This is a genomic window from Acidiphilium sp. MT5 (assembly GCF_054767495.1).
In genome coordinates, this window is the sequence record NZ_BAABMR010000021.1 from 1 (window position 1) to 16,557 (window position 16,557).

Genomic DNA, 16,557 nt, shown 5'->3' on the forward strand with positions numbered 1-16,557 from the left:
CCACATCCGTTGCGGGCAGTTTCCTGAAAAAAGCTTCCACTTGGTCACGCTTGAGTTCCCGCCGGAGCACCGGTCGCTCCTGCTCATCCACACCATGGATCGTGAAAACATGTTTGGACGTATCAATCGCAATGCGCTTAAACTTCATTCGGGCGGCCCTTTCATTGGATTTGAACAACTCAACTTTGGCACATGATGCCGTTGGGCCGTCCACACCAACAGTCAGCGGTTACGCTGGCTGGTATCAGAGTTATGTTGCAACCGCGAAGGTTGCGCAGATCGGGGGTTCGGGCCTATCTTGCTATCGGACGCCCGGGCCAACCCCGGTGCCATGCTCGAACAGGGGATTAGCCATGGACAAGGTCAATAACGCCGATCACGCCACCCTCACGCTTCCCGGATCGAACCGATCGGCGCAACTCAAGCTTTTGTCGGGCACGCTGGGGCCACAAGTCGCTGATATTCGTAAGCTTCAGTCCGATCTCGGCATTTTCACCTTCGACCCTGGCTACGGCGAAACCGCCTCGTGCGAGAGCAAAATCACCTATATCGATGGCGATGCCGGGGTTTTGCTCTATCGCGGCTACCCGATCGAGCAGCTCGCCGAGAAATCGACCTTCCTCGAAGTGGCCTATTTGCTGATGTATGGCGAGTTGCCGACCAGTGCTGAGTTCGAGACCTTCTCCACCGGCATCACCCGCCACACCATGCTGCATGAGCAAATCCGCCGCTTCTGGGAGGGTTTCCGCCGCGATGCGCACCCGATGGCGGTGCTCTGCGGCGTGGTGGGCGCGATGTCCGCGTTTTATCCCGAAAGTGTGAACATCAACGACCCGCGTGAGCGTGAAATCAGCGCCTATCGCCTGATCGCCAAAATCCCGACCATCACCGCCTGGGCCTATAAATATTCGGTCGGCCAGCCCTTCATGTATCCGCGCAATGATTTGTCCTATGCGGAGAATTTTCTCTATATGATGAACGCGGTGCCGCCGGAATCCTATCGGAAAAACCCGATCCTGGAGCGGGCGATGGATCTGATCATGATCCTGCACGCCGATCACGAGCAAAACGCCTCAACCTCAACGGTCCGGCTCGCCGGCTCCACCGGCGCCAACCCGTTCGCCTGCATCGCCTCGGGCATCGCGGCGTTGTGGGGGCCTGCCCATGGCGGGGCCAATGAGGCGGTGTTGAAAATGCTGGAGGAAATTGGCGATAAGAGCAAAATTCCAGCCTTCATCGCCGAAGTCAAAGACAAAAACAGCCACACCAAGCTGATGGGGTTCGGCCATCGGGTTTATAAAAACTTCGATCCGCGCGCGAAAATCATGCAGCGCACCTGCTATGAGGTGCTCGGGGAGCTGGGCGTCAAAGATCCGCTGCTGGATTTGGCCATCGAGCTTGAAAAGATCGCGCTCAATGACGATTATTTCGTCAGTCGTAAACTCTATCCCAATGTCGATTTCTATTCTGGGATCATCTTGAAAGCCATGGGTTTCCCCACCACCATGTTCACACCTTTGTTCGCCTTGGCGCGCACCACCGGCTGGATCAGCCAATGGATGGAGATGATCGAAGACCCGCTGCAACGCATTGGCCGTCCGCGCCAGCTCTATACCGGCGCGCCGCAACGCGATTATGTTGAAATCGCTGCCCGCTAACCCTAACGGAAATCAATAGCCTCATGTCGAACCTGTTTTTGCCGCTCCGCGTCGGCGCTTTTACCTTGCGCAACCGTATTGTCATGGCACCGCTGACCCGCGCGCGGGCGGGCGATGTTCGTGTTCCTAACGCGCTGATGGCCGAGTACTATGCCCAGCGCGCCTCATCGGGCATGATTTTGTCCGAAGCCACTTCGGTCACACCGATGGGTGTCGGCTATGCCGCAACCCCAGGCTTGTGGTCTGAGGAGCAAGTGGCCGGCTGGCGGTTGATCACCGAGGCGGTGCATCGCGAAGGCGGGCTGATTCTGGCGCAGCTTTGGCATGTCGGGCGGATTTCCGATCCGATGTTCTTGGATGGTGCTCTGCCGGTGGCGCCGAGCGCCATTGCCGCGTCTGGCCATGTTAGCTTGGTGCGGCCTGAAAAGCCCTTCGTCACACCGCGCGCGCTCGATCATGCGGAAATCCCCGGCATCATCGCTTCCTATCGCCGCGCTGCCGAAAATGCGCAACGCGCCGGCTTTGATGGCGTGGAGATTCACGGGGCGAACGGCTATTTGCTCGATCAATTCTTGCAAGATTCCACCAATCAGCGCGATGATGACTATGGCGGTTCGGTGGAAAACCGCGCCCGGCTGATGCTCGATGTGACCGATGCCGCGATCAGCGTTTGGGGTGCGGATCGGGTGGGTATGCATCTCGCGCCGCGTGGCGATGCCCATAGCATGGGCGATTCTGATAAATTGGCAACATTCGGCTACGTGGCGCGGCAACTCGGCGCGCGCAAAATCGCGTTTATTTGCGCACGCGAACACAAAGCCGCAGACGCGATTGGCCCGCAGCTCAAATCCCTGTTTGGCGGCGTCTATATCGCGAATGAGGGCTATGATCAGGCGAGCGCGGAAGCCGCGATTGCCGCGGGCGAGGCGGATGCGGTGGCGTTCGGCAAGCTTTATATCGCCAACCCCGATCTGGTCGAGCGGTTCGCGGGCAATTTGCCGCTCAATCCGCCGAACATGCAAGGGTTTTACCAAGGCGGCGCCGAAGGCTATACTGATTACCCCATGGCCCAGAAGGCCGCATAACCGGCCTCGTTCTGGCCGCATCGGAGGAAAGATGAATTTCAAAGGCCAGAAAATTATCGTCATGGGCGGCAGTCGCGGCATTGGCCTCGCTATCGCCCATGGCTTTGCCGCACGCGGCGCCGATGTCGCGATTTGCGCGCGCGGTGCCGCAGGGCTTGAGGCGGCGCGCAAATCTCTGGCCGAGCACCGCACCAATATTTTCGCCGCCCCCTGCGATCTGGCGGACGCGCAGCAAATCGCCGGCTTCATCCCCGAAGCCGCCGGTGCGCTTGGCGGCATTGACGTGTTAGTGAATAACGCGTCGGGTTTTGGCATGACCGATGATGAAACCGGCTGGGCGGCCTCTTTGAATGTCGATGTCATGGCCATTGTGCGTGCAAGCCAAATTGCCATGCCGTTCCTGGAGACTTCCGATTTTCCCTCAATTATCAATATCGCCTCGATTTCCGGCCTGCGCGCGTCCAACCGCAGCGCCCCGTATGCGGCGGCGAAGGCGGCGGCAATCCAATACACCACCACCCAGGCGCGGGTGCTGTCACGGCAACGGATCAGGGTGAACGCCATCTCGCCCGGCGCCATCGAGTTTCCAGGCGGGGTCTGGGATCAACGCAAGCACGATAACCCCGCCCTCTATCAAGCAACCCTCGCCTCGATCCCGTTTGGCCGGTTTGGCACCGCTGAAGAAGTCGCCGAGGTCGCGCTCTTTCTCGCCTCGCCCGCGGCACGTTGGGTCACCGGCCAGAATATCTGCGTGGATGGCGGGCAATTGCTCGGCGCCTATGTCTGACCTCGGCGCCGAGACGGGCAAAACCCCCATCGGCGTTGCCCTGTCTGGCTCGGGTTTATTGCTCGGTGCGCATATCGGCGCGCTTCAAGCGATTGCCGATGCGCATGTTGAGATTGCCGAAATCGCGGGCACCAGCGGCGGGGCCATCATCGCGGCCTGCTATGGCGCAGGCTTGAGCATCGGAGCAATGCGCAGCCTATATCTCACGGCTGATTTCCGCGCGTTAGTGCCGATCAGCGCTGGCCCGATTGCGCTGCTCCGGTTGTTTTTCACCAAAGGGCTGGTCAATCCAGAGCCGTTTCGCGCCTGGCTGACCAACACACTCGGTGATAAAACCTTCGGTCAAACCCGTGTTCCCTGCACCATCTTGGCCTCCAATCTGAGCACCGAAACGAGCCAAATCTGGAGCAGCCGCACAACCCCGACAGCGCCTTTATCCGAGGCGGCGTTTGCCTCGGCGGCTTTTCCGCTGGTATTTCCGCCGGCTTGTTATCAGAACGCCTATTTGCAGGATGGCGGGCTTTATGATGATATTCCAGTAGATATGCTCACCACGCCCGATAAAATCGCGGTCATGGTCGGTGGCCGCGCCCGCCCGATCGATGGGGTGCCGAGCCTGCTGGGCTTGTTGGTGCGCGATATCGAAATATTATTCCTTGCTAACAACGAACATGTTCTCAAAAATGCCGCCACCAAAGGCACCGCCATCGCCTATGCCGAATGCAAGGATATTCCAATTTTCGATGTCAATATCACTGTCAAAACCCGCGAATTTCTGATCGAGTCCGGCTATCGAGCCGCCAAATCAGCCCTCGCCACGCTTGATCGTGAGCAAACTGCCTGAGCGGCGTAGGCGGTTGAAGCACCCTGCTTACACCACGCGATTACCCGGCGTGCGTCCAGCCAATATCGCCTCAATCCCGTCTAACGCGAGCATACCCATCGCCACCCGCGTCTCCAACGTGGCACTGCCAATATGCGGCAGTAGCACCACATTCTCTAACGCCAGATAGGCGTGCGGCACTCTCGGCTCCTGCGCGAAAACATCAAGCCCCGCAGCGGCAATCTGCCCCGAGCGCAATGCCGCGATCAGCGCATCATCATCAATGGTCGAGCCACGACCGGTATTTACCACAATCGCACCGTGCTTTATCTGCGCGATGCGCGCTGTGTTCAGCCAATGAAGCGTCGCCGCTCCGCCCGGCAAATGGATGGAGAGCACATCGCAGGAACGCAGAAAACTCGCTTCATCAGCGATAAACACGGCACCGTCCGCCTGCTCGGCCTCACGGCGATTATGATAAATAATCCGCATCGATAGCCCGCGCGCCATCCGCGCGAGCGCCAAGCCGATCCGTCCGAGCCCCAAAATACCGAGTGTTTTGCCCTCCAGCGTGCGGCCCATCATGAAATCGGGCGTCCAACCGCGCCAGCCGCCCGCCCGCACCAGCCGTTCCGCTTCACCGGCCCGGCGCGCCGCCATCAGCATCAGGGTCAGCGCCAGTTCGGCAGTCGCAAATGACAGCACATCCGGCGTGTTGACCACCGGCAAACTCCGCGCGCGCGCTGCCTCTAGATCAATATGATCGGTGCCCACCGAAAACGTCCCTAACACGCGCACTGACGGCGGAAACCGCCCAATGATCACCGCGTCAATGCGATCGGCGGGTGTCACCAAAGCGGCATCGGCATCCTTGAGCGCCGCCAGAAACGCCTCCGCATCAAAGGCGCCGGTTTGATCTAACATGATCGGGCGATAATGCGCAGCCACCCGCGCCATCACCGCTTCAGGCAAAGTTCGGGTCACCACCAATTGTTTCATCCGCCGCGCTCCAATGCTTCTAACGCCTCAATCGTGTCAAAATCCCGCAACACCGCATCATCCGCCATCGCGACTTCCGCAACGGCCTCGGCGTGTTGCGCAAATAGGCTGCGCGCCCCTTCATCACCATTAAGTGCCGCCATCAACGGGAAAAATCGCCGATCCCACAATACCGGGTTGCCGCGCTTGCCGCGATGGGCGGGCACAATAATGGCGCGGCCTTCATCCGGATCATAGGCCGCGATGATCTGACGCAGCGAAGCCGCGTCAACCAGCGGCATATCGCCCAGACAAATCAGCGCGGCATCAATCGCCTCGGGCAACGCCGCAATCCCCGCCTTCAAACTTTCAGCCAACCCGGCTTCATAGTGTGGTGCTTGCACAAGCTGAATGTCACGCCCCTGCACGCTTTGTTGCACCAAGGAGGCGGCGTGGCCGGTCACCACAATCACCGGGCGCACGCCCGCCGCGAGTGCGTGATCGACCGTGGTTTCGATCAATGTACGCCCGTCGCGCAATTTTGATAATAATTTATGGCGCGGCGCGGCGCGGGAGGATTTGCCGGCGGCCAGAATGATCGCCGCAATCCTCGGCATGCTGCGCGGCCGATCGCGCACCTGCCGACGCGCTGGCCGTGCAGCAAAATCCTTCAGCAAACCGCCAACGCCCATCTGGGCAATGGCCGCAGAATCAAGCGGTTCGTCAGCAAAGGCGCGGTCTAACACAAAATCAATACCATTGAGCTTCGGGCTCCGCGCACAACCCGGCAACACAATCGCGGGCACAGGGCCAATACGGCCAAAACACAGCAGATTGCCAGGATCGACCGGCATACCAAACCGCTCAATCATCCCGCCCGCCGCAACAATGGCACCCGGTGCGACATCGCCCCGATCCGTAACGGCGGAAGCTCCGGCAATCAAGAGGAGCTCGGCTCCCTCCGCCAGTAGTCGCTCGACGGCAGCGGCAATCGGGCCGGTCTCATGGGGCTCAATGCGCGGGGCGAGCAAATGGCCGCCACGAGCCTGCACCCGCGCTTTGGTTACCGCAATTGTTGCGGTAATCACACTATCTTTGACATGCGGCAATTGCGAGAGCACCAGCCCAACGCGCATCGGACGGAAGGGCCGCACCAGCAGCGCGGGCGCGCCGGCCAAATGCTGCGCTGCGCGCTCTAACACGGTTTCAGGCACCGCAAATGGAATGATTTTAAGCGTTGCCACCATCTCGCCCTCGGTCAGGCGCGTGGCATCAGGAAGCGTCGCGAGGGTGATCGCCTCATCCAGCCTATTGAGCGCGTTAATCCGGTCTGGTTGCAGGACAAGAATACCGGCATGCACGGCAAAAAGATTGACCCGCCCATGAACCGGCGCGCCTGCCCGTAATCCTGTGCCGGCGAGCATCACGCCCAAACGGCGTGCCGCCTCCGCCTCGGGGCAATCGCCCGATTCTAACATCGCGATGCTGATTTTCTCGATCCCCGCCGCCTGGATGGCGGTGAGATGCTGTTCGGTGAGAGGGGTGCCTTTGGCGATTAACCCACTGGAGAGCCGCAGCGAATGCGCCAAAATGGCACCGATCAACGTCGGCGCGGGGGCGCGGGTGGCAAAGATCACGCGCCGCGCTCGCGCCGTTTGCCGCGCCGTGCGCCGACCACTTCGGCAATCACCGAGATTGCAATTTCGGGAGCCGTGCGCGCGCCAATATCCAATCCGACGGGTGCGGCAATGCGGGCAAAGGCGGCCTCATCAAAGCCAAGCGCACGCAAGCGGTCCAGTCGCTTGGCGTGGGTGCGGCTGGAGCCGAGGGCCCCGATATAGAACGCATCCGAGCGGAGCGCACTGATCAAGGCGGGATCATCTAATTTCGGGTCATGGGTGAGCGTGACAATGGCGGTGCGGGAGTCCGGCTGCAACACCTCTAACGCTTCATCCGGCCAGGCTGTGTCAATCCGCACACCGGGGAATCGCTCCGGTGCAGCAAAGCCGGTGCGCGGATCAATTACCGTTACATCAAACCCAGCGGCAACCGCTAACGGCGCAAGAGCCTGCGCAATATGCACAGCCCCCACCACCACCAAGCGCGGTGCCGGGTTGCGCGCTTCGATAAACCAAGACTCCCCGTCAATCTCCACAACGCCAATGCGGTCAGCGCTTAAGGCGTCAGCGCCAGCCTGATTGATCGCTGGCGGCGCCGCTTGATCGGGCAGCACAAAGCCCGTGCCATCAGCGAGCCGCACCGCATAAGCAACCGGCTCGCGTTCGGCGGCGGCTTGGCGCAGCCGGAGCAGATGGGCATGAATCATGTTAGTTTCTCAACCAGCACACTCACCTGCCCGCCGCAGGCCAGCCCAACCGCCCAGGCGGACTCATCGCTCACGCCATAGGTCAAAACCTGGGCAATGCCGGTCTTCATCACCTCTAAAGCGGCATCGGCAACCGCACCTTCAATGCAGCCACCGGAGACCGAGCCTTCCATCTTGCCGGTTTCGGTGAGCGCCATACGGCTCCCCGCCGGTCGGGGTGAACTGCCCCAACTTTGAATAACCGTGGCGATGGCAATTGTTTCGCCGGCGGCACGCCAATCGGCGGCGATGCCCAAAATATCCTCAGCACCACGCACCGGCAGCGCTCTGTGATCAGTGGTCATAGCTGGCACTCCTTGATGGCAAGCGGCCGCGTGCAGGCGCGGGGCGCGACAGGGCTTCGATCAATGAACGTAAACTCGCGAGGCTATGCACCGGCCTGAACTCATCGATATGCGGTAACATCGCTTTCGCCCCTTGAGTGATGGGTGCAAAACCGGAATAACGTAGCAATGGGTTCAACCAAATCAGTCGTCGTGATGAGCGGTGCAGCCGTGCCATGGCTTCCGCCAAGCCGGCAGCGCCATCGCGGTCCAGACCATCGGTGACTAACAATACAACCGCCCCTTGCGCCAGGGTGCGCCGCGCCCAAAGCCGATTGAACTGCTCGATCGCTTCGCCAATCCGCGTGCCGCCCGACCAATCAGGCACAATGCCTGCCACCGCCTCAAACGCGGCCTCAGGATCGCGCCGTGCCAATTGCCGGGTAATGTTGGTCAATCGGGTGCCGAATAAAAACACCGTGACGCGGTCGCGATCATTGGCCACAGCGTGTAAAAAATGCAGCAGAATTTGCGCATAGCGCGCCATTGAGCCGGAAATATCGCACAGCACCACCAAAGGGGGTGGTTTGCTGAGCGGCGCACGGCGGCTGAGATCGAGGATTTCGCCTGAATGGCGCAGCGAGCGGCGCAAGGTCGCTTTCAAATCAATCGCCGTTCCGCGCGCGGCGGCGCGGGTGCGCCGGGTGCGCCGTTCATCAAGCGGCAAGCTAAGCCGGGCAATCTCGGTTTTGGCATCATTGATTTCGGCGGCGCTCATCGCCTCGAAATCCATGGTTTCCAATTTTTCTTGGGTGGAGGCCGTGAGTTGCGCATTAATCTCACGCTTTTCATCAGGGTCTGGCGGGCGCTCGCGTGATTTCGCGGCAGACATCGCCTCGGCCAACCGGCGTGATCCGGCAGGGGCTTTTTCCTGGTTGGGCGCACGGCCTTCCATGGCCGCCAGAATTTCGGCAAAACGCGCCGCATCAGGATTGCGCCAGAACAAATCAAAAGCCTGGTCGAACAGCAATTCATCCTCATGGCGGCGCAGCATCACTGCTCGCAGCGCCGCGCGCAGGCTGCGCCGATCACTGATATCGATCGCGCTGAGGGCCTGCACCGCGACGATGGTTTCACCCGGCCCGATGCGCAAGCCGGCCCGGCGCAATAGCCGGGCAAAATGCATCACATTCGCGCCCAGCACCCCCTGATCCGGCGCGAGCGGGGCGCTGGTCATGCCGCGCCCGTCGCCTCCGCGGTGAGTTTCTCGATGGCCTCGCCTTGGAGTTTTTCGATGTCATCTTGATATTTCAGCAGCGCGCCAAGCGTATCTTGCACCGCCCCCGGCGCGAGTTCGTGCGCGTCTAACGCGGCAAGGCACGAGGCCCAATCGATGGTTTCGGCAACGCCGGGCTGTTTGAAAATATCCATCTTGCGTACTTGCTGGACAAAACTCACCACCTGCGCAGAGAGTTTGGCAGGAACCCCCGGCGCCCGCGCCGCAAGAATCGCCCGTTCGCGCGGTGCATCTGGATAGCCTACCCAATGATACAGGCAGCGCCTGCGGATCGCATCATGCACCTCGCGCGTGCGATTGGAGGTGATCACCACAATCGGCTTGATGGCCGCGCGAATGGTGCCAAGCTCCGGGATGGTGATTTGGAAATCGGCAAGCAATTCCAGCAAAAATGCCTCGAACGGCTCATCGGCACGGTCAAGCTCATCAATCAGCAAAACCGCTGGGGGCAAGGCCGGATCAATCGCTGAGAGCAGCGGGCGGGTGAGTAAATAATCGCGACTATACAAGCCCGCAGCCAAGCTTTGCCGACTGGCCCCATCGGTTTCAGCAAGGCGAATCGCCATCAACTGGCGCGCATGGTCCCACTCATAGGCGGCGGCGGCCAAATCAAGCCCGTCATAGCATTGCAGCCGCACCAGTCGGCGGTCCAATCCGGCGGCGAGCACTTTGGCGATTTCAGTTTTGCCAGTGCCTGGCTCACCTTCCAAAAACAATGGCCGCCCCATCGCCATCGCCAGATGCACGCTGGTGGCCAGCGCGCGGTCAGCCAAATAATTCTGCCCGCGCAACAGGGTTTCGGTATCCGCAACGCTGTGGGGTAAATCGACCATCAGCCGAGGAACCGCCAGAGCACGATGGCGATGACGGCAATCGAAATCACCATCGGGATCCAAATCCCAATCGGCAAGCCCGCGACTTTGGGATTGCTCGGGTCCGGCGCGTTCGGATCGTGGCCGTGATCATCATGACCGGCGGCGTGGTCCACCGCATCGCCGTCAGTAACGACCGGCGGCGTCGGTGCCACGCGCTCGGAAAAGCGGGTGAAAAATGTCTCGGCGAGCGATTTGGCGACCGAATCAATCAATCGTGATCCAACCTGCGCCATTTTCCCGCCGACTTGGGCGTTGACCTGGTAGGTTAGGGTGGTGCCGCCCTCGGTCTCGATCAAATGAACATCCGCCGAGCCTTTGCCAAAACCGGCGCCGCCGCCTTGGCCTTCGCCGGTAATTTTATAGCTTTTGGGCGCATCAATATCCGATAGCGTCACTTTACCGTTGAATCGCGCCGAGATCGGCCCGACTTTAACGGCAACAACCGCTTGCAAATCGGTATCGGAGAGCTTCTCGATGGATTCACAGCCCGGAATACAGGCTTTGAGCGTTTCGGGGTCGTTCAAAGCGGCCCAAACGACGGTCCGTGGTGCGGCGATCAGCCGCTCTCCATTCATATCCATGCTCTGCGTCTCCATTGCGCTGGCGGCCATCGCGCCGCCTCCCGCAATAGGATAGTTTGCCGTTGGCCGACATGCAAACCTTGATGCAAGTGTGACACTCATACCGCTCCTGCCCTTTACCCTGGTGCTGCTCAGCTTTGCGCTGCTGCCCAGCTTGGCGCCGCATTTCTGGCACCGGCGGATGGTGTCCTTGACGCTGGGGCTGGTGGGGCTGGCGGTGATCATCGCCGTGGTTCTGCATGGCCCGGTTGCGGCGTTTGCGGGGCTCGCGCGCACGACATTCGAGGATTTTGCGCCGTTTATGGCGGTGCTGATGGCCCTGTATGTGCTGAGTGGTGGAATTTTGATCGCCGGCGGCCCGTTTGGGCGGCCATTCGGCAATGTTTTGCTCCTCGCTCTTGGCACCATGCTCGCGAGTGTCATCGGCACGATCGGGGCCTCGCTGTTGCTGATCCATCCGCTGCTCGCTTCGAATGCGGCGCGGTATGAGAAGCGCCATTTGGTGATTGGCTTTATCATTCTGGTCGGCAATGTTGGCGGCGCGCTCTCGCCGCTGGGTGATCCGCCGTTGTTATTGGGATTTTTGCGGGGTGTGCCGTTTTTCTGGCCGACCACGCATTTGCTCGCGCCGATGCTGGGGATCACCGTGCCGGTGCTCGCTTTGGTGTATGGGATCGATCGCCGGTTGGCCGCGCGCGAGACGCTGCCCGCTGCGCGCAAGCTGGTGCTGCGCGGCGGATTGAACGGGGCGATGCTGGTTTTGTTCGTGGCTTCCATCGCCGTCAGCCCGCTCTTGCCCTATGGCCAGGCGGCGCTGAGCTTCTTGGCGTTGCTGCTGATCGGGATTTCCGAGGCGACCAGCTCGAAGCGGGTGCGGGCGCGCAATCGTTTCGCTTGGACGCCGATGCGCGAGATTGCTGTGCTGTTTTTCGCCATTTTTGCAACAATCCCGCCGGTGTTGCAGGCCGTGTCGCGCCTGCCGCTTGGGCGCGATCCGGCCTTGTGGTTTTGGGCGTCGGGCATTTGCTCGGCGCTGCTCGATAGTGCGCCAACCTATTTGATGTTTTTTCAGGCGGCGGGGCCTGATCTGGCGCGGCTGCTCCCATCGTTTTCGGCGGGCTCCGTGCTGTTTGGCGCGCTGACCTATTTGGGCAATGCGCCGAATTTGATGATCCGCGCCATCGCGGCGCGAAGGGGCGTCAAAATGCCCGGATTTCTGGGCTATGCGCTGGTGGCGAGTGCAATGCTGGTGCCGATTTTGCTCATCGAAACCCTGGTGTTTTTTCGATAAATTCGCGCCGTTTCAACGCGATTTCGGGAAATTCGCGAACACCGCGCGATTTTTATTATCCTCCATCAAGACCCGGAAGCCTTGCAGGGTGGTGAAGCCGAGTTGGGTCGGCAGCTCGGCGATGGGGTCCATCTCGATGCTGGCATAGGGGGCGCTGGCGAGTTTTTCCCATTTGCCCGCGGGTTTTTTCGCTTCGAGCTGCGCCACGGTGGCTTTCAGGATCAAGCGCACAATGGCCTCCTTCGGCGCGGAGGGCTTGGTCAGGCTCGGATGGCCCGCGATCATTTGCCAGCCATTGGCGAGCGCCCAGTTGGTGAGGTCTTCTACGGTCATGGTTTCGCTCCTATTCCGATTAAAAATCAGGCGGCATGGCCGGCGGCGACGCCGCTGGCCCAGGCCCATTGGAAATTATAGCCGCCGAGCCAGCCCGTGACATCCACGGCCTCGCCAATGGCGAACAGGCCGGGGACAGAGCGGACTTGCATGGTTTGCGAGGAGAGCGCGTTGGTGTCGATCCCGCCGCTGGTGACTTCGGCTTTGGCATAGCCCTCGGTGCCGGTGGGTGTGATGGGCCAGGCTTTGAGCGATTCGGCGAGGGCGTTGAGCGTGCGGTCCGGCAGGGTGGTCAGCGGTGCGGCGGCGATGGCGGCGGGGGCGAGGGCGGTGGCCAGCCGGTGCGGCATGGTTTCGCTCAGCGCGGTGCGGAGCGCCATTTTCGGGTTGGCCTGTTTGGCGCGGCGCAGAAAATCGGGCGGGCTGTTGGGCAGCAAATCGAGCATGATGGTGCCTCCTGGCCGCCAGGGTGTTGAAATTTGCAGAATCGCCGGGCCGGATAGGCCGCGATGGGTGAACAGCAGGGCTTCATCGAACGCGATTTTGCCGGCCTTCGCGCGCACCGGCAGCGAAACCCCGGCGAGTGGTTGGGTGAGGCTGAGGATCGGATCGCCGAGGGTGACGGGAACCAAGGCCGGGCGCGGCTCGATCACGGGGAGTGCAAATTGGCGGGCGACCCGGTGGGCAAAATCGCTCGCGCCGAGCTTGGGGATGGATAATCCACCGGTTGCGAGGATCAGCGACTCGGCGCGAACCGGGCCGGTGCTGGTTTCCAGGTGAAATTGGTCAGGCTTGCTGATCGCGCTGATGGTGGTGTTCAGCCGGATGATGACCCGGGCGGCTTCGGCTTCGGCGAGTAGCATCGCGACGATGGCGCGGGCGGAGCCATCGCAAAAAAGCTGGCCGAGGGTTTTTTCGTGCCAAGCGATGTGGTGTTTTTCGATCAGGGCCAGAAAATGCTGCGGGGTGTAGCGGCTGAGGGCGGAGGTTGGGAAGCGATGATTGGTGCCGAAAAATCGGTTCGGCGCGGTGTACAGATTGGTGAAATTGCAGCGCCCGCCCCCCGAGATCAGGATTTTTTTGCCCGGCTCGTCGGCATGGTCGAGCAGCAGCACGCGCCGGCCCCGCTGGCCTGCGGTGATGGCGGCCATCAGCCCGGCGGCGCCGGCGCCGATGATGACGATATCCGTGATGGTGGGGCTGGGCGGCAATGCGAATGACCTTGCTATTTCGAGGGGCTTGGTAGCACGGTTGGTGCAGGCGGGTTATGGGGGTGAGATGGCAGGGCAGATCGGGGTGCAGGCACGGCTGGACGCGGCGGCGGCGTTATGTGTGCGGCGCGGGGCGCGATTCACGCCGTTGCGCCGGGCGGTGTTTGAACTGGTGCTGAGCGCAAGCGGGCCGGTGACGGCGTATGAGTTGCTGGAGCGGTTACGCATTTTGCATCGTGGTGCGACGCCGGCGACGGTGTATCGGGCGCTGGAGTTTTTGCTGGCGGCGCGGCTTGTGCATAAGGTGGAGAGTCTCAGCGCGTTTATTCCTTGTATTGATGATGAGCAGCATGACCATGCCGCCCAGTTTTTTATTTGCGCACGCTGCGGGGCGGTGGCGGAAATCGAAGATCCGGCGATGGCGCAGGCGTTAGCACAGGCGGCGGCGCGGCTGGGTTTTATGGTGTCGGCGAGCATGGTGGAGGTGAGCGGGGTTTGTGCGGCTTGTGCGGCAGGTTAGATTTCGGCTGAGGCGGGGACGGGGCGGAACAGGCGCAGCAAGGTTGCGATCAGGGCCAAGGAGCGGCGGCGGGCAAAGACCAGCAGGGTGGCGGCGAAGGCGGCACCGGCTGCACCGCCGGCGAGGAGCAGGGTGCTGAACGGGTCGGTGCTGGCGGGGATGGCGCGGGTGACGATTTCCCCGGCGAGGCGGGCGATCAGCAAGCCGAACAGCGGGGCGATTAGGAGCGAAAAGATCGGTTTGGCGGAGCGGCCTAGGCCGATGGAAAAAGCGGGCAGCAATAAACCGGCAGCGAGCGCGCCGCGCGCAGCCAGGGTCCAGGCCAAGGCCATCAGCCCGAACGGGGCGGCGAACCAGGCGGCGGCGGCGATGGTTGCGGCATTCAAGGCGGCGAACAGCGAAACCAGGCCGGGGCGCTTGAGGGCGGTGAGCATGGGATTGACGAAGGCATAGAGCGCGGCGGCGGGCACGATCAGGCTCATCGCGCCAAAGACCGGGCCGGCGGCGGCCCAGCGTTGGCCAAACAGCAAAATGGTGATCGGTGTGGCGGCGGCCCCGGCCACGGCGGCGACGCCGAGGGAGAGGATTGCCAGCGCATCGCAAAGTTTTTTCGCGATGGCAAAGCGCCGATCCGGATCATCGCGCACGGCGACGAAGACCGGGAGAAACACTTTGCTGGTGGGAAAAATTGCCAGTTCTTGCAACACTTCGGCGAGGCGTTGGGCGATGCGAAATTGCCCGACCGCGACGATGGGCAGGCGCGCGCCGACCAGCACCACATAGCCGGTATTGGCGATGTAATCGACAAAGCCCGCCGCCATCATTGGCAGATTAAACCGCAGCGCCGCGCCGATGCGCGCCAAGCCCGGCGGGACCGGCGGATGCCAACGCGCCACGATGGAGGCGGCGACGGCGTAAAAGCTGATGCCCACGATGCGTTGGGCGATTAGGGCCGGCAGATTATAGCCCGAATACACCAAAGAGAGGGCGACGATGCCGCCGAGGAGGGTGCTGCCGAGTGACATCAGGCTGAGGGCGCGGAACCGCATGATCTGGGCGAGGCGCGCAGAGGGCACGATCAGGAAGGCGCCGATAAAAATATTCGCGGCCAAAGCGCGGGTGACCCAGGCCAAAGCCGGGTCGCCATACCAGTGGGCGATGGTGGGGGCGAGGGCGAACAAGGCGATGGTGAAGGCCAGGGCCAGAATGATTTGCGCCCAGAACGCGCCGGCCTCCACCGCGCGGTCGCCGGGCGAGGCAATCACCTGCTCGCCCGCGCCGCCGGAGGTGATCATGCGGCCAATTTCGGAGATGGCGGACGCGATGGCGACGATGCCGACATCCGCGATGGTGACGTGCCGGAGCAAAATGGCGAGCACGGCCATGCCTACGCTGCGTTCGATCAGAACGGTCGCGAGATTCCAGGCGGCACCACGGGCTGCACCGCGTCCGAGGCTCATGTTGGGTGGCTCATCGGCATGCAGATAACCATTGATTCTGGCGCGCCGATAGCCCCCACCCTTTACGAGCGCGGCGGCGCCCTCTAGAACGCCCTGGCATACGCCGTGTACCCCGGCGGAGGGGTGGCCGAGTGGCCGAAGGCGGCGGTTTGCTAAACCGTTAAACGAGTCAAATCGTTTCGTGGGTTCGAATCCCATCCCCTCCGCCATTTTTTTGCTCGTTTTGCTCCTTTTTATTTCTACTCCGGAACGATTTGGGCGTGATTGTGCGCTCAACGCTCGAAGTTGATTTTCGCGCGGGAGCGTGGCTCGTAAATATGGCCGGGGAGCGTGGGGCGTGGCGGCGGAGCAGGATATTTTGCCAGCATATAGTCGTAAAATGACGGCTCTGGTTTTTTGCTTCGCCGCGCTGGTTTGCGCTGTGGTTTGGGGCGAGGTGTGCGCGGTTTGCGCGGCAATTTGAGGTAAGCGGGGAGCGGAATCGCGAGCATGTGGCAGATTGGGCGCAGCACGCGACCGATTCGGGGGTTTGCGGCGTGGAGGAGCGACAAATCGGGGTCTTCGAGGAAGCGGATCAGATGGCCGCGAACATAGGGGATGTGGTGGCCGGGGAATGTTTGCAGCAGCCAGCCATTTTGCCCCGGAATTTCGCGCCTTTTGGCCGTGCGGGGCTGTGACGCTGGCTCCGGCGCGGTTTGAGATTTCGCCCCGGGTTTCCGTTTGCGGATTGGGCGGGGATTGCAGGAGAGAGAACGGAAACGGAGGGAGAGGAGCGAAATACGGTGCCAGATGGCCCATGTGTGGACGGCCCGGTGAGGTCAAGAGCTGACGTTGCAAGATTTAGCGGCGGTTCGATTGCGATCATGTGTCCGGCTTCTTTGTGCGGCCAATGACCGCCAGCCTAGATAGGTTCCGCGAACGAGATCCAAACATTTGAACGGCATGGGTGCGCCTTTGGGCCTTACGGATTCTCTCGCTCGTCGGATCGACCGATTACTATCTCCTGCTC

The 16,557-nt window shown here is 61.5% G+C and carries 17 protein-coding genes, 1 tRNA gene and 1 pseudogene; 7 read left to right on the forward strand and 12 right to left on the reverse strand.

From position 1 onward, the window contains the following. Positions 1-148: pseudogene (locus tag ACYUCQ_RS15560) on the reverse strand (IS110 family transposase); the annotation flags it as partial. Positions 149-353: 205 nt separating this feature from the next. Here ACYUCQ_RS15560 and ACYUCQ_RS15565 point away from each other — a divergent pair. From ACYUCQ_RS15565 to ACYUCQ_RS15580, 4 genes are read left to right on the forward strand one after another with little or no spacing between them, the layout of a single operon-like run. After that, a complete protein-coding gene (locus ACYUCQ_RS15565) occupies positions 354-1,658 on the forward strand; it encodes a citrate synthase (RefSeq protein ID WP_460255472.1) in 1,305 nt (434 codons plus the stop codon). A 23-nt stretch (positions 1,659-1,681) separates the two neighbouring features. After that, on the forward strand, positions 1,682-2,743 hold the full coding sequence (locus tag ACYUCQ_RS15570) for an alkene reductase (protein WP_460255473.1): 1,062 nt from the start codon (positions 1,682-1,684) through the stop codon (positions 2,741-2,743). Between the two features lie 31 nt (positions 2,744-2,774). Then, on the forward strand, positions 2,775-3,530 hold the full coding sequence (locus ACYUCQ_RS15575) for an SDR family NAD(P)-dependent oxidoreductase (RefSeq protein ID WP_460255474.1): 756 nt from the start codon (positions 2,775-2,777) through the stop codon (positions 3,528-3,530). Then, on the forward strand, positions 3,523-4,374 hold the full coding sequence (locus ACYUCQ_RS15580) for a patatin-like phospholipase family protein (protein ID WP_460255475.1): 852 nt from the start codon (positions 3,523-3,525) through the stop codon (positions 4,372-4,374). Before ACYUCQ_RS15575 ends, ACYUCQ_RS15580 begins: the two co-directional genes overlap by 8 nt. A 27-nt stretch (positions 4,375-4,401) precedes the next feature. Here the strand turns inward: ACYUCQ_RS15580 and ACYUCQ_RS15585 are convergent, their stop codons facing one another. Genes ACYUCQ_RS15585 through ACYUCQ_RS15615 form a run of 7 tightly spaced genes read right to left on the reverse strand, consistent with a single transcriptional unit; the run spans position 4,402 to position 10,763 of the window. Next, positions 4,402-5,352 (reverse strand): 2-hydroxyacid dehydrogenase, encoded by a 951-nt coding sequence (locus ACYUCQ_RS15585; RefSeq protein WP_460255476.1) that lies wholly within the window; start codon positions 5,350-5,352, stop codon positions 4,402-4,404. Beyond that, positions 5,349-6,968, reverse strand: a complete 1,620-nt coding sequence (locus ACYUCQ_RS15590; RefSeq protein WP_460255477.1) for an NTP transferase domain-containing protein — start codon at positions 6,966-6,968, stop codon at positions 5,349-5,351. The genes ACYUCQ_RS15585 and ACYUCQ_RS15590 overlap by 4 nt, the downstream gene beginning before the upstream one ends. After that, positions 6,965-7,657, reverse strand: coding sequence for an XdhC family protein (locus tag ACYUCQ_RS15595; protein WP_460255478.1), 693 nt, complete (start codon positions 7,655-7,657; stop codon positions 6,965-6,967). Before ACYUCQ_RS15595 ends, ACYUCQ_RS15590 begins: the two co-directional genes overlap by 4 nt. Beyond that, positions 7,654-8,001 (reverse strand): XdhC family protein, encoded by a 348-nt coding sequence (locus ACYUCQ_RS15600; RefSeq protein ID WP_460255479.1) that lies wholly within the window; start codon positions 7,999-8,001, stop codon positions 7,654-7,656. Before ACYUCQ_RS15600 ends, ACYUCQ_RS15595 begins: the two co-directional genes overlap by 4 nt. After that, entirely contained in the window at positions 7,991-9,217 is a 1,227-nt protein-coding gene (locus ACYUCQ_RS15605) for a vWA domain-containing protein (protein WP_460255480.1), read from the reverse strand. The genes ACYUCQ_RS15600 and ACYUCQ_RS15605 overlap by 11 nt, the downstream gene beginning before the upstream one ends. Beyond that, positions 9,214-10,110 (reverse strand): AAA family ATPase, encoded by an 897-nt coding sequence (locus tag ACYUCQ_RS15610; protein ID WP_460255481.1) that lies wholly within the window; start codon positions 10,108-10,110, stop codon positions 9,214-9,216. Before ACYUCQ_RS15610 ends, ACYUCQ_RS15605 begins: the two co-directional genes overlap by 4 nt. Next, positions 10,110-10,763: a CoxG family protein gene (locus tag ACYUCQ_RS15615; RefSeq protein ID WP_460255482.1), complete on the reverse strand. Its 654-nt coding sequence runs from the start codon at positions 10,761-10,763 to the stop codon at positions 10,110-10,112. Before ACYUCQ_RS15615 ends, ACYUCQ_RS15610 begins: the two co-directional genes overlap by 1 nt. 61 nt (positions 10,764-10,824) lie before the next feature. On the opposite strand from ACYUCQ_RS15615, the gene ACYUCQ_RS15620 reads away from it, so the two are divergent. Then, the gene (locus ACYUCQ_RS15620) at positions 10,825-12,024 is read left to right on the forward strand and encodes a sodium:proton antiporter (protein WP_460255483.1); all 1,200 of its coding nucleotides are present in this window, start codon (positions 10,825-10,827) and stop codon (positions 12,022-12,024) included. 12 nt (positions 12,025-12,036) lie between these two features. Here the strand turns inward: ACYUCQ_RS15620 and ACYUCQ_RS15625 are convergent, their stop codons facing one another. Further along, positions 12,037-12,357: a hypothetical protein gene (locus ACYUCQ_RS15625; RefSeq protein WP_460255484.1), complete on the reverse strand. Its 321-nt coding sequence runs from the start codon at positions 12,355-12,357 to the stop codon at positions 12,037-12,039. Positions 12,358-12,383: 26 nt separating this feature from the next. After that, positions 12,384-13,508, reverse strand: a complete 1,125-nt coding sequence (locus ACYUCQ_RS15630) for a BaiN/RdsA family NAD(P)/FAD-dependent oxidoreductase (RefSeq protein WP_460255488.1) — start codon at positions 13,506-13,508, stop codon at positions 12,384-12,386. Positions 13,509-13,530: 22 nt separating this feature from the next. Between ACYUCQ_RS15630 and ACYUCQ_RS15635 the strand changes: the two genes are divergently transcribed. Then, positions 13,531-14,088 carry a Fur family transcriptional regulator gene (locus tag ACYUCQ_RS15635; protein ID WP_460255485.1) on the forward strand — a complete coding sequence of 186 codons (558 nt, stop codon included), beginning with the start codon at positions 13,531-13,533 and terminating at the stop codon, positions 14,086-14,088. On the opposite strand, the gene ACYUCQ_RS15640 is transcribed toward ACYUCQ_RS15635, so the two are convergent. Next, on the reverse strand, positions 14,085-15,548 hold the full coding sequence (locus ACYUCQ_RS15640; protein WP_460255486.1) for an oligosaccharide flippase family protein: 1,464 nt from the start codon (positions 15,546-15,548) through the stop codon (positions 14,085-14,087). The genes ACYUCQ_RS15635 and ACYUCQ_RS15640 overlap by 4 nt on opposite strands. A gap of 117 nt (positions 15,549-15,665) precedes the next feature. Here ACYUCQ_RS15640 and ACYUCQ_RS15645 point away from each other — a divergent pair. Next, positions 15,666-15,757 (forward strand) — tRNA-Ser (locus ACYUCQ_RS15645). A gap of 63 nt (positions 15,758-15,820) precedes the next feature. Here the strand turns inward: ACYUCQ_RS15645 and ACYUCQ_RS15650 are convergent. After that, on the reverse strand, positions 15,821-16,099 hold the full coding sequence (locus tag ACYUCQ_RS15650; protein ID WP_460255487.1) for a hypothetical protein: 279 nt from the start codon (positions 16,097-16,099) through the stop codon (positions 15,821-15,823). Positions 16,100-16,557: the final 458 nt, after the last annotated feature.

Coding starts and splice junctions, on each gene's coding strand:
- ACYUCQ_RS15610 (WP_460255481.1), bottom strand. CDS start 10,110: ATGGTCGATTTACCCCACAGCGTTGCGGATACCGAAACCCTGTTGCGC.
- ACYUCQ_RS15580 (WP_460255475.1), top strand. CDS start 3,523: ATGTCTGACCTCGGCGCCGAGACGGGCAAAACCCCCATCGGCGTTGCC.
- ACYUCQ_RS15575 (WP_460255474.1), top strand. CDS start 2,775: ATGAATTTCAAAGGCCAGAAAATTATCGTCATGGGCGGCAGTCGCGGC.
- ACYUCQ_RS15570 (WP_460255473.1), top strand. CDS start 1,682: ATGTCGAACCTGTTTTTGCCGCTCCGCGTCGGCGCTTTTACCTTGCGC.
- ACYUCQ_RS15565 (WP_460255472.1), top strand. CDS start 354: ATGGACAAGGTCAATAACGCCGATCACGCCACCCTCACGCTTCCCGGA.
- ACYUCQ_RS15605 (WP_460255480.1), bottom strand. CDS start 9,217: ATGACCAGCGCCCCGCTCGCGCCGGATCAGGGGGTGCTGGGCGCGAAT.
- ACYUCQ_RS15635 (WP_460255485.1), top strand. CDS start 13,531: ATGATGACGATATCCGTGATGGTGGGGCTGGGCGGCAATGCGAATGAC.
- ACYUCQ_RS15585 (WP_460255476.1), bottom strand. CDS start 5,352: ATGAAACAATTGGTGGTGACCCGAACTTTGCCTGAAGCGGTGATGGCG.
- ACYUCQ_RS15630 (WP_460255488.1), bottom strand. CDS start 13,508: ATGGCCGCCATCACCGCAGGCCAGCGGGGCCGGCGCGTGCTGCTGCTC.
- ACYUCQ_RS15625 (WP_460255484.1), bottom strand. CDS start 12,357: ATGACCGTAGAAGACCTCACCAACTGGGCGCTCGCCAATGGCTGGCAA.
- ACYUCQ_RS15640 (WP_460255486.1), bottom strand. CDS start 15,548: ATGAGCCTCGGACGCGGTGCAGCCCGTGGTGCCGCCTGGAATCTCGCG.
- ACYUCQ_RS15615 (WP_460255482.1), bottom strand. CDS start 10,763: ATGGCCGCCAGCGCAATGGAGACGCAGAGCATGGATATGAATGGAGAG.
- ACYUCQ_RS15600 (WP_460255479.1), bottom strand. CDS start 8,001: ATGACCACTGATCACAGAGCGCTGCCGGTGCGTGGTGCTGAGGATATT.
- ACYUCQ_RS15595 (WP_460255478.1), bottom strand. CDS start 7,657: ATGATTCATGCCCATCTGCTCCGGCTGCGCCAAGCCGCCGCCGAACGC.